The following is an 11627-nucleotide window of genomic DNA, read 5'->3' on the forward strand; positions in this document are numbered from 1 at the left end:
AAGCCCATTGGCCATGAATGAGTTATAGCTATTAGCCACTAATTTGACCAGCAGATAAATGAACTGTAGGAGCGTCCACTGGCTGCTCCTACAGTTCACCCCCGTTAACGCGCCATTATTTTCCAGGCCCGATGGATCTTGCCGTTGCGGGCGAAATCCGGATCGATGGTCTTCGCCGTGATTTCTTCCACGGCATAGCGTTCGCTGAGGTTTGGCTCGAGCTCAAACTTGCGGAAGTTGTTGGAGAAATACAGCACGCCACCCGGCGCGAGTCGCGCCATGGCCAGGTCAATCAATTGCACCTGATCGCGCTGCACGTCGAAAATCCCTTCCATGCGTTTGGAGTTGGAGAACGTCGGCGGATCGATGAAGATCAGGTCGAACTCGTCACGGCAGGCGTCCAGCCAGACCATCACATCGCCCTGCTCCAGACGGTTCTTGTCGGAGAAACCGTTCAACGACAGGTTGCGTCGCGCCCAGTCAAGGTAGGTTTTCGACAGGTCGACACTGGTGGTGCTGCGCGCGCCACCCTTGGCCGCGTGAACACTGGCGGTTGCGGTGTAGCAATACAGGTTGAGGAAGCGTTTACCCTCTGCTTCCTTCTGAATCCGCAAGCGCATCGGCCGGTGATCAAGGAACAGACCGGTATCCAGGTAATCGGTGAGGTTGACCAGCAGCTTGACGCCACCTTCGTTAACCTCGACAAACTTGCCCTGGGCCGCTTGACGTTCGTATTGCTTGGTGCCGCTCTGACGCTCGCGGCGCTTGACCACCACGCGGCTCTTGTCGACGTTCAACGCCTGCGGAATGGCCGCCAGGGCATCGAACATGCGCGCCGAGGCTTTTTCCGGGTCGATGGATTTAGGCGCGGCGTATTCCTGGACGTGGACCCAATCGTGATACAGGTCGATGGCCATCGAGTATTCCGGCATGTCGGCATCGTAGATGCGATAGCAGTCGATGCCTTCACGCTTGACCCACTTGCCCAGCGCCTTGAGATTCTTCTGCAAACGGTTGGCAAACATCTGCCCGCCTTCGCTCAAGCGCGGTTGCTCGATCACCACCGGGGCCGGTTTGATCGGGTTGCCGTTCTTGTTGTACTTCTCGTACTTGCCCGGCGCGACATCGTTGTCGGCAACTTCGACTTCAGCCTGTTCACGCTCGACCTGACGCTGCTCCGGGGTGCGACGCTCACCCGTGACAAACTGGTCCGGCGTGACTTTGATCAGCAGCAGTTTGCACGGCAGCGCGCCGTTCCAGAACGAATACTGTTTGTGACTGCGGATGCCCATGCGCTTGCCCAGGTCCGGCGCGCCGGTGAACACGGCGGCTTCCCAGTTCAGGCAGGCCTGACGCAGACGTTCGCCAAGGTTCTGGTAGAGGTAAAGCAGACTTGCCTCGTCGCCCAGACGTTCGCCGTATGGCGGGTTGCAGATGACCAGACCTTTCTGGTTCTGGTCCGGACGCGGTTCGAACGTACCGACTTCGCCCTGGTAGATCTTGATCCACTCGCTCAGGCCGGCCCGTTCGACGTTGTTGCGGCCAGGTTGAATCAGGCGCGGATCGGCTTCGTAGCCACGAATCCACAGCGGTGGCCTGGCCAGACCGGCAGCGGCGCGCTCGGTGGCCTCTTCATGAAGCTTTTTCCACAGTGCCGGCACGTGACCCAGCCACGCGGTAAAGCCCCACTGCTCGCGGCGCAGGTTGGGGGCCATATCGGCGGCGATCATCGCCGCTTCAACCAGGAACGTACCGACACCGCACATCGGGTCAGCCAGCGCACCACCGTCGGCGGCAATGCGCGGCCAGCCGGAGCGGATCAGAATCGCGGCCGCGAGGTTTTCCTTCAACGGCGCAGCGCCCTGCTGCAGTCGATAACCGCGCTGGTGCAGGCTGTGCCCGGACAGATCGAGCGACAGAATGGCTTCGCCACGGTCCAGACGCAGGTGAATGCGCAGGTCCGGGTTGAGTTTATCGATGGAAGGACGGTCCCCCTGCGGGGTACGCAGTTTGTCGACGATCGCGTCCTTGACCTTCAACGCGCCGAAGTGGGTATTGTCGATGCCCGACCCGTGGCCGCTGAACTCGACGGCCAGGGTGCCGTCGTTAAGCATGTGGTCTTGCCATTCGATGTCGAGCACGCCGTGGTACAGGTCTTCGGCGTCCTTCATCGGGAAACGCTTGAGCACCAGCAACACCCGGTTCGCCAGACGCGACCACAGACAGAGGCGATAAGCAGTTTCCATGGTGGCCATGCCGCGCACGGCAGAGGTGTGCTCACGCGCTTCTTCAAGGCCAAGCCCGATGGCTTCCTCGATGAGCAGGCCTTCAAGGCCTTTGGGGCAAGTGAGGAAGAGTTCGAAACGATCGGACATGGTTATTCCAGAGCCTTTGGCTAGTGGACCGGCAACGCATTGCCGGCCCGATTTCAATCAGGCGCTTTTCTTGAAGAGCGCCCGCGTGGCACGAAGGTGTGCCGACCCACCCGTGCTGCTCGGGTCAAATGAGCTTAGATGCACGGGCAGATAAAAAAGCTTGAAGCAACAAAATGTCATAAGGCGACCCTTCGTCGAATAATGCTCGCAGCAACAAGAGCGATTCTCGTTAAAGGATTAAGCCCGTCATCTAGTGTGGGGGCCGATCATACCGGGGTTTGGCCAATAAACCTGCCCCGAACATCATGTTACTTATGGCCAGAGTACCTTAATGATTACGTCCTTATGACAAAACGATCATTCCATCTGTGTGACTCATTGGTTAGAACTCAACACAGGTTGACGTCGCAACGGCGTCAACACCTTGGCTCGCCACGCCGGCAGCGAGCCCCAACGGCAGAGATTTTCTGCCAGACCTCAATTCGAGGTCGACGCGATAAATACAGTCAACAAGTGAGGGCAATACCCTATGAGAAGACTTAAGCGTGACCCGTTGGAAAGAGCATTTTTACGCGGATATCAATATGGCGTTGGTGGCAAATCCCGTGAGCTTTGCCCATTTACTCTACCGTCGGTACGTCAAGCCTGGATTAACGGCTGGCGAGAAGGACGCGGCGACAACTGGGACGGTATGACCGGCACTGCGGGAATCCATAGACTCAACGAACTTCACGCCGTCGGCTGACACAGGGCTTAACACTCCGACACGACAATCTGAATACGTAACGACTTAACACGCACGCCCCATCCGGGCGGCGGGCTTCGGCCCAGGGGCTCCTTCAAGGAGCCCTTTTTTATGTTTGAAACGCGGTCCGTAGCAGCTGCCGAGCACCGCGAGGCTGCGTCCCGCCGCAACGCAGTCGTGAGACCCGCCAACGCGATCAATCCCAATAAGCCTGGCGTGCAGGGAACTGGCGACTGCTTTGCAGCCGAACGCAGCCTCGCGGGCTCGGCAGCTGCTACAGGTCAGCGCAGCGCTGCAATGGCATCCACGGACTCACGGATCAACGCCGGACCTTTGTAGATGAAGCCGGAGTAGATCTGCACCAGGCTCGCACCCGCTGCGATCTTCTCGGCAGCATGCCTGCCTTCAGTGATCCCGCCCACGGCAATGATCGGCAAGCGCCCCGCCAGCTCCGCCGCCAACACTTTCACCGTGTGGGTGCTTTTCTCGCGCACCGGTGCGCCAGACAAGCCGCCCGCCTCGTCGCCGTGTTCCATGCCTTCGACGCCAACACGGCTGAGGGTGGTGTTGGTCGCGATCACCGCATCCATCCCGGTTTCCACCAGCGCCTGGGCGACCTGCACGGTTTCTTCGTCGGTCATGTCCGGGGCGATCTTGATCGCCAGTGGCACATGCTTGCCGTGACGCAGCGCCAGCTCCGCGCGGCGGGTGGCGAGGTCGGCGAGCAATTGCTTGAGCGAGTCCCCGAATTGCAGGCTGCGCAGGCCCGGAGTGTTCGGCGAACTGACGTTGACCGTGATGTAACTGGCGTGGGCGTAAACCTTGTCCAGGCAGATCAGGTAGTCATCGACCGCGCGCTCGACCGGCGTATCGAAGTTCTTGCCGATATTGATGCCCAGCACGCCGGTGTATTTCGCCGCCGCCACGCGGGCGAGCAAATGATCGACACCGAGGTTGTTGAAGCCCATACGGTTGATGATCGCCTCGGCTTCCGGCAGCCGAAAAATCCGCGGTTTCGGGTTGCCTGGCTGCGCACGTGGGGTAATGGTGCCGATCTCGACAAAACCGAAGCCCAGTTGTGCGAAACCGTCGATGGCTGCGCCGTTCTTGTCCAGACCGGCCGCCAGCCCCACCGGGTTCGGTAAATTCAGGCCCATGACCGTCACCGGCATTTTCGCCGGTGCCTTGCTGAGCATGCCGTTGAGGCCCAAACGCCCGCCTGCGCCAATCAAATCCAGCGACAGATCGTGGGAGGTTTCCGGGGAAAGTTTGAACAACAGCTGACGGGCCAGGGAGTACATGGGCGGCGTGGTCTCGAGTGCGGCGAAATGAGGCGGCGATTATAGCCGGGCATCGCAGTCGGGCGCGAGGCGCGCAGCTAAATCCACCCGCGCTGGCATATGCCTTGCACCACTCAGTGCAATCAGCACTCATGCCAACGACGGGATGAGTCGAAAGACAATGGCGTCGTCACTCGGCTCAGTTATCGAGAGAGCCCGGGACGGCGCTTTTTTTTGGAAGGTGTTTGCTTATGAAACAAACCACAGCCAGCCCGTTGGCCTGGGTCAACGGCAGCGACGCCCCGGAAAAGACCGAAATCAACCTCGGCTTCATGGCCCTCAGCGACTGCGCCTCGCTGGTGGTGGCCGCCACCCAGGGCTTCGCCCAGCCTTATGGACTGAGCTTGAACCTCAAGCGCCAGTCATCCTGGGCCAACCTGCGCGACAAACTGGTCAGCGGTGAGCTCGACGCCGCGCACAGCCTGTACGGATTGATCTACGCGGTGCACCTGGGCATCGGCGGCGTCGCGTCCACCGACATGGCCGTGCTGATGGGCCTGAATCAGAACGGCCAGAGCATCAATCTGTCCCATGGCTTGCAAGCGCTTGGCGTGACCGGTCCTGAAGCACTCGATCGGCACGTGCACCAAAGTCGTCCAAAACTCACCTTCGCCCAGACCTTCCCGACCGGGACCCACGCCATGTGGCTGTATTACTGGCTCGCGAGTCAGGGCATTCATCCGTTGCACGACGTCAACAGCGTCGTGGTGCCGCCGCCGCAAATGGTCGCGCACCTGCAGGCCGGACGCATCGATGGCTTTTGTGTCGGCGAGCCCTGGTCTGCCAGCGCGGTGAAACAGAGCCTGGGCTTTACCATGGCAACTACGCAGACCATCTGGCCGGATCACCCGGAGAAGGTGCTTGGTTGCACTCGCGCCTTCATCGAGCAATTCCCCAACACGGCGCGAGCGCTGGTGATGGCGATTCTGGAAGCCAGCCGCTTCATAGATCAAAACAGCGAAAATCGCCGAAGTACCGCGCAGTTGCTGAGCGCGCCAGAGTTTCTCGACGCGCCGCTCGACTGCATCGAACCGCGCCTGCTGGGCGATTATGACGACGGCCTCGGCAATCACTGGCAGGACCCGCACAGGCTGCGCTTCCACGGCAATGGCGAAGTCAATCTGCCTTATCTGTCCGACGGCATGTGGTTCATGACCCAGTTCCGCCGCTGGGGATTGTTGCGCGACGATCCGGACTACCTCGCGGTCGCCCGGCACGTGCAGCAATTGGACGTGTACCGGGAGGCCGCCGCTGCCGTCGGCGTCGCCACCAACGCTGCGGACATGCGCAGCAGCCAGCTGATCGACGGCAGAATCTGGGACGGAGCGGATCCCGCCGCGTACGCCCGCAGCTTCAGGCTGCACGCGCTGAGCGACAGCGCTGCCTTCTTGCCCGCCGCTGACAGGAGATAGCGAACATGCTGCGTATCCTGCTGATCAACGACACTGCGAAAAAAGTCGGGCGCCTGAAAGCGGCGCTGACCGAAGCCGGGTTTGAGGTGATCGATGAATCCGGGCTGACCATCGACCTGCCCGCGCGCGTCGAAACGGTGCGCCCGGACGTGATTCTGATCGATACCGAGTCACCGAGCCGCGATGTGCTGGAGCAAGTAGTGCTGGTTTCCCGCGACCAGCCCCGGCCGATCGTAATGTTTACCGATGAGCACGACCCCAATGTGATGCGCCAGGCGATCAAGTCCGGGGTCAGCGCCTACATCGTCGAGGGCATTCACGCACAACGTTTGCAGCCGATTCTCGACGTCGCCATGGCACGCTTCGAAAGCGACCAGGCCCTGCGTGCGCAGCTGCACGCCCGCGACCAGCAATTGGCCGAGCGTAAGCGCATCGAGCTGGCCAAGGGCATGCTGATGAAGTTGAAGGCGTGCAATGAAGAAGAGGCCTACACCCTGATGCGCCGCCAGGCGATGAGCCGTCAGCAGAAGCTGATTCAGGTGGCGGAGCAGATTATTGCGATGAGTGAGTTGTTGGGCTGAAGCCCTGTGGGGTCCGCAAGGGCCCTTTCGCGAGCAAGCCCGCTCCCACGTTTTGAAATGCATTCCAAGGGTGGGAGCGGGCTTGCTCGCGAAGGACACGACTCGGTTCCAGACTGTTGGCACAAATCTCGCTAAGCAATCAGCACAGGTAACCAACGGCGGTTGCCCCACCTACGACAAAGACGTCGCTCACCTCGTTTGCCTCCCGGCGAATCAGGTGGCGGCGTTTTTTTGTTTTGGCCCCGCAACACGGGGTCGGTGGTGCGGCCGTGCCGGCGCCCCACTCGCAAGCTCATGACTCTATTCGAGACGACCAACCGCTGAGGTGCGCGATGAATTCAAGCTTCTGGAAATCCGGCCATACCCCGACCCTGTTCGCAGCCTTTCTGTATTTCGACCTGAGTTTCATGGTCTGGTATCTGCTGGGCCCGATGGCGGTGCAGATCGCCGCCGACCTGCAACTGACCACCCAACAACGGGGCCTGATGGTCGCCACGCCGATTCTGGCCGGCGCCATACTGCGCTTCATCATGGGCCTGCTTGCGGATCGCCTGTCGCCGAAAACCGCCGGGCTGATTGGCCAGGTGATCGTCATCTGCGCCCTGTTCGTCGCCTGGATGCACGGCATTCACAGCTATGAACAAGCGCTGCTGCTGGGTCTGTTTCTCGGTATGGCGGGCGCGTCCTTCGCCGTCGCCTTGCCGCTGGCCTCGCAATGGTATCCGCCGCAGCATCAGGGCAAAGCCATGGGCATTGCCGGTGCCGGAAACTCCGGGACGGTGCTTGCCGCGCTGATCGCGCCGGTGCTCGCGGCCGCGTTCGGCTGGAGCAACGTATTCGGCTTCGCGCTGATCCCGCTGATCGTGACCCTCATCGTTTTCGCCTGGCTGGCCAAAAACGCCCCTGAGCGGCCGAAAGCCAAATCAGTCGCGGATTACTTCAAAGCCTTGGGAGACCGTGACAGCTGGTGGTTCATGTTCTTCTACAGCGTGACCTTCGGCGGTTTTATCGGCCTGGCCAGCGCCCTGCCCGGCTACTTCAATGACCAGTACGGCCTGAGCCCGGTGACTGCCGGTTACTACACCGCCGCCTGTGTGTTTGGCGGCAGCCTGATGCGCCCGTTGGGCGGCGCTATGGCCGACCGTTTCGGCGGCATCCGCACCCTGTTGGCGATGTACACCGTCGCGGCGATCTGCATAGCTGCCGTCGGCTTCAACCTGCCGAGCTCCTATGCGGCGCTGGCGCTTTTCGTCTGCACCATGCTCGGTCTGGGCGCAGGTAACGGTGCGGTTTTCCAGTTGGTCCCGCAGCGTTTTCGGCGGGAAATCGGCGTGATGACCGGCCTGATCGGCATGGCCGGCGGCATCGGCGGTTTCGCGCTGGCCGCAGGGATGGGCGCGATCAAGCAAAGCACCGGCAGTTACCAGCTGGCGTTGTGGTTGTTCGCCAGCCTTGGCGTACTCGCCTGGTTCGGTCTGCACGGGGTGAAACGTCGCTGGAGAACCACCTGGGGCTCGGCGGCCGTGACGGCGGCGCGGGTCTGAATACTGAATGAGCCTGCAACTGAGTTTTGCCGAAGCCAGCGCCACCGGCCCGCGCGAGGAAAACCAGGACGCCTTGCGCCTGGTGACGCCTGCGCCGGCGCTGGCGGCGAGCAAAGGTTATCTGTTCGCCATTGCCGATGGCGTCAGCCAGTGTGCCGATGGCGCCCTCGCCGCGCGCTCGACCTTGCAGGCACTGGCGCTGGATTATTACGCCACTCCGGAAACCTGGGGTGTCGCGCAGGCACTGGATCGCTTGCTGCTCGCGCAGAACCGCTGGTTGCAAGCCAACGGTGGTGGCCAGCCGCTGCTGACCACCGTCAGCGCCCTGGTGATGCGCGGCAGGCGGTTTACCCTGGCGCACGTCGGTGACTGCAGGGTTTATCGCTGGCACGCTGACCAGTTGCAACGCATCAGCGAAGATCATGTCTGGGATCAGCCGGGCATGCAGCATGTGCTGAAACGCGCACTGGGACTGGATCAGCATCTGGTGCTGGATTTTCTCGACGGCGAGCTGCGTGTCGATGAGAGTTTTGTGCTGCTCAGCGACGGCATCTGGGCTGTTTTGGGGGATACGGCGATTGCCGCGATTCTGCGCGACCAGCCGGATTTATCCAGCGCCGCCCAGACGTTAGTCAGCGCGGCGCACCTGGCGGGCAGTCAGGACAACGCCAGTGCGTTGTTGGTGCGGGTCGATGCGCTCGGCGAAACCAGTATCGGCGACGCGCTTATTCATCTGCAGCAGTGGCCACTGCCGCCTGCCCTGAAACCGGGTCAGGCGTTCGAGGGCTGGCAGATTGACGGGATTCTTGCGCAGAGCCAGCAATCGCTGCTGTACCGAGTGCGTGATGCGCAGCAGCAACCCTGGTTAATGAAGACGTTGCCGGCGGCGCTGCACGACGATCACCTGGCCGGACAGGCGTTGCTGTCTGAGGAATGGTTTCTTAAACGCGTGGCCGGCAGGCATTTTCCGGAAGTGCATGCGGCCAGCCAACGTCAGCATCTGTACTACGTGATGCGTGAATATTCCGGCTGCACCCTCGCACAATTACAGGCGCATGGACCCTTGCCACTTGCACAATGGCAGGACCTGGCCGAGCGCCTGCTGCGGGCGGTGGGCATGCTGCATCGTCGGCAGATTTTGCATCGCGACATCAAACCGGAAAACCTGTTACTGGGCGAGGACGGTGAATTACGCCTGCTGGATTTCGGGCTCGCCTACTGCCCTGGCTTGTCCGAAGATCAGGCCTGTGAACTGCCCGGTACCCCGAGCTACATTGCGCCAGAGGCTTTTCGTGGTGATCCGCCGACGGCGCAGCAGGATTTGTACGCGGTCGGCGTGACCCTGTATTTCCTGCTCACCGGGCATTACCCGTTCGGTGAAATCGAAGCCTTTCAGCGCCCTCGTTTTGGCGTGCCGGTAAGCCCCAGCCGCTACCGCCCGGACCTGCCGGAATGGCTGGCGCAAAGCCTCGAGCGGGCGGTGGAGGTGGAACCTGCCGCGCGATTTGAAACGGCGGAGGAATGGTTATTGCTGCTGGAACAGGGCGAGCGACGCAGTCTGAGCGTGCGCCCACGACCGTTGCTGGAGCGCGAGCCGTTGAAGGTCTGGCGAACGATGGCGCTGGTTTCGCTGGTGGTGAACCTGGTGCTGCTGGTGTTGATTTTTCATGGCTGAAAGATCGCAGCCTCGTTTCACTCGACAGCTGCTACAGAAAATTCGTCTGCCCGATCCGAACCCCAACATTCGACACCACCGACCGACAATCAAATTCCCCGGTCCAAATCCCCCCGTAGCAGCTGTCGAGTGAAACGAGGCTGCGATCCCTTGACCCTCCGCCTCAAAACGGGCACTCCGCATTAATTCGGTGCAGCAACACCCACCTTCAACCCGGCAATACCCGCAAATCCGCCGGGCCGCGCTACTTGGCACAACCACTGCATTACCCATCTCATCACACATAAAGCCCAGCCTTCAAAGACGAAGGGTGAGCTGCCCGAGAGAACGGGACCAGGACAAAGGCGTCCTCGCTAGGCAACTAGCGGGACGCCTTTTTTGTTTGCGCAAAATATGTCGAGCACGACCTGACAGCCTGATGAGGCCGGTACGGACTCCCCGGAGAAGCTGATGAAAAAATTAAAACTGGTGATGATCGGCAACGGCATGGCCGGGGTTCGCACCCTGGAAGAGCTGCTCAAGTTGAGCAACGAACTGTACGACATCACGGTCTTCGGCGCTGAACCCCATGCCAACTACAACCGAATCCTGCTCTCGCCCGTGCTGGCCGGCGAGCAGACATTCGAAGAAATCGTGCTTAATGACCTGGACTGGTACCTCGAAAACGACATCAAGCTGCTGCTCAATCGCAACGTGGTGGAAATCGACCGAGTCAAACGCCGGGTTATCGCCGACGACGGCACCGAGGCCGAATACGATCGCCTGCTGATCGCCACGGGCTCGACGCCATTCATCCTGCCGATCCCCGGAAACACCTTGGAAGGCGTGATCGGCTACCGCGATATCGCCGACACGCAGGCGATGATCAACACCGCGAAAACACATAAACACGCGGTGGTTATCGGCGGCGGTCTGCTCGGCCTGGAGGCGGCGAACGGGTTGATGCTGCGCGGCATGCACGTCACGGTGGTGCACATCGGCGAATGGCTGCTGGAACGACAACTCGACAAAACCAGCGGCCAATTCCTGCAATCCGCGCTGGAGGCCCGCGGCCTGCAGTTTCGCCTGCGCGAGCAGACGCTGGCCCTGCACGATGCCGGCAACGGTCGGGTCGGCTCGATCGAATTCAGCAACGGCGAGATCCTCAGCGCTGATCTGGTCGTGATGGCCGCCGGCGTCCGGCCGCGCACCGAGCTCGCAGAAAAAGCCGGCCTGCCGTGCAATCGCGGGATTCTGGTCAACGACACGATGCAAACCTACGACCCACGGGTTTACGCGATCGGCGAATGCGCCAGTCACCGTGGTATCGCCTACGGCCTGGTCGCGCCGCTGTTCGAACAGGCCAAGGTGTGCGCCAACCACTTGGCTCAATTGGGCTTCGCCACTTACAAGGGCTCGGTGACCTCGACCAAGTTGAAGGTGACCGGTATCGACCTTTTCTCCGCCGGCGACTTCATGGGCGGTGAAGGCACCGAGACCATCACACTCTGCGACCCGATCAGCGGAATCTATAAAAAACTGGTGATCAAGAATGATGTACTGGTCGGTGCTTGCCTGTATGGGGATACCGCTGATGGTGGTCGGTATTTTCAACAGATTCGCGAGAACGACGACATCGGGCTCATTCGCGATCACCTGATGTTCGGCGACCTGTTCCCGGCAGCCGTCAGCGATGAACTAGACCTGGGTTCGGTTATTTTTAAGGAAGCCAGCTGATGAACAGCCAGATCACGGCCTCGACCTGCTGTTACTGCGGTGTCGGCTGCGGCGTATTGATCGAGCATGACGGCGAGCGCATCGTCGGCGTCAGCGGCGATCCGGCGCACCCGGCCAATTTCGGCAAACTGTGCAGTAAAGGTTCGACCCTGCACCTGACCGGCGACCTCGCCGCCCGCGCGTTATACCCCGAACTGCGCCTGGGCAAAGGGCTCGCGCGCAGCCGCACCGACTGGGAC

The 11627-nt window shown here is 61.0% G+C and carries 8 protein-coding genes and 1 pseudogene; 7 read left to right on the plus strand and 2 right to left on the minus strand.

Translation table 11 applies throughout. The annotated features are described in order from the left end of the window. Positions 1-104 precede the first annotated feature (104 nt). A complete protein-coding gene (gene rlmKL / locus F8N12_RS21175; RefSeq protein ID WP_150582137.1) occupies positions 105-2375 on the minus strand; it encodes a bifunctional 23S rRNA (guanine(2069)-N(7))-methyltransferase RlmK/23S rRNA (guanine(2445)-N(2))-methyltransferase RlmL in 2271 nt (756 codons plus the stop codon). A 529-nt stretch (positions 2376-2904) separates the two neighbouring features. Here rlmKL and rmf point away from each other — a divergent pair. Beyond that, positions 2905-3120, plus strand: coding sequence for a ribosome modulation factor (rmf, locus tag F8N12_RS21185; RefSeq protein ID WP_003223300.1), 216 nt, complete (start codon positions 2905-2907; stop codon positions 3118-3120). Positions 3121-3401: 281 nt separating this feature from the next. Here the strand turns inward: rmf and F8N12_RS21190 are convergent, their stop codons facing one another. Further along, positions 3402-4421 carry a quinone-dependent dihydroorotate dehydrogenase gene (locus F8N12_RS21190; RefSeq protein ID WP_150582138.1) on the minus strand — a complete coding sequence of 340 codons (1020 nt, stop codon included), beginning with the start codon at positions 4419-4421 and terminating at the stop codon, positions 3402-3404. A gap of 230 nt (positions 4422-4651) precedes the next feature. Between F8N12_RS21190 and F8N12_RS21195 the strand changes: the two genes are divergently transcribed. From F8N12_RS21195 to F8N12_RS21220, 6 genes and pseudogenes are all read left to right on the plus strand, one after another. Beyond that, positions 4652-5872, plus strand: coding sequence for a CmpA/NrtA family ABC transporter substrate-binding protein (locus F8N12_RS21195; RefSeq protein ID WP_150582139.1), 1221 nt, complete (start codon positions 4652-4654; stop codon positions 5870-5872). Between the two features lie 5 nt (positions 5873-5877). Then, a complete protein-coding gene (locus F8N12_RS21200) occupies positions 5878-6453 on the plus strand; it encodes an ANTAR domain-containing response regulator (RefSeq protein ID WP_150582140.1) in 576 nt (191 codons plus the stop codon). Positions 6454-6785: 332 nt separating this feature from the next. Beyond that, the gene (locus tag F8N12_RS21205; RefSeq protein ID WP_150582141.1) at positions 6786-7997 is read left to right on the plus strand and encodes a nitrate/nitrite transporter; all 1212 of its coding nucleotides are present in this window, start codon (positions 6786-6788) and stop codon (positions 7995-7997) included. Between the two features lie 7 nt (positions 7998-8004). Further along, positions 8005-9672 (plus strand): bifunctional protein-serine/threonine kinase/phosphatase, encoded by a 1668-nt coding sequence (locus F8N12_RS21210; RefSeq protein ID WP_150582142.1) that lies wholly within the window; start codon positions 8005-8007, stop codon positions 9670-9672. A 450-nt stretch (positions 9673-10122) separates the two neighbouring features. Continuing rightward, a pseudogene (locus F8N12_RS21215) lies at positions 10123-11322 on the plus strand (NAD(P)/FAD-dependent oxidoreductase); the annotation flags it as partial. A 65-nt stretch (positions 11323-11387) separates the two neighbouring features. Beyond that, on the plus strand, positions 11388-11627 hold a 240-nt coding region (locus F8N12_RS21220; protein WP_150582143.1), incomplete at its 3' end, for a hypothetical protein.

The organism is Pseudomonas fluorescens, assembly GCF_902497625.1.
Lineage (GTDB): Bacteria > Pseudomonadota > Gammaproteobacteria > Pseudomonadales > Pseudomonadaceae > Aquipseudomonas > Aquipseudomonas fluorescens_BQ.

Coding starts and splice junctions, on each gene's coding strand:
- rlmKL (WP_150582137.1), bottom strand. CDS start 2,375: ATGTCCGATCGTTTCGAACTCTTCCTCACTTGCCCCAAAGGCCTTGAA.
- rmf (WP_003223300.1), top strand. CDS start 2,905: ATGAGAAGACTTAAGCGTGACCCGTTGGAAAGAGCATTTTTACGCGGA.
- F8N12_RS21190 (WP_150582138.1), bottom strand. CDS start 4,421: ATGTACTCCCTGGCCCGTCAGCTGTTGTTCAAACTTTCCCCGGAAACC.
- F8N12_RS21195 (WP_150582139.1), top strand. CDS start 4,652: ATGAAACAAACCACAGCCAGCCCGTTGGCCTGGGTCAACGGCAGCGAC.
- F8N12_RS21200 (WP_150582140.1), top strand. CDS start 5,878: ATGCTGCGTATCCTGCTGATCAACGACACTGCGAAAAAAGTCGGGCGC.
- F8N12_RS21205 (WP_150582141.1), top strand. CDS start 6,786: ATGAATTCAAGCTTCTGGAAATCCGGCCATACCCCGACCCTGTTCGCA.
- F8N12_RS21210 (WP_150582142.1), top strand. CDS start 8,005: ATGAGCCTGCAACTGAGTTTTGCCGAAGCCAGCGCCACCGGCCCGCGC.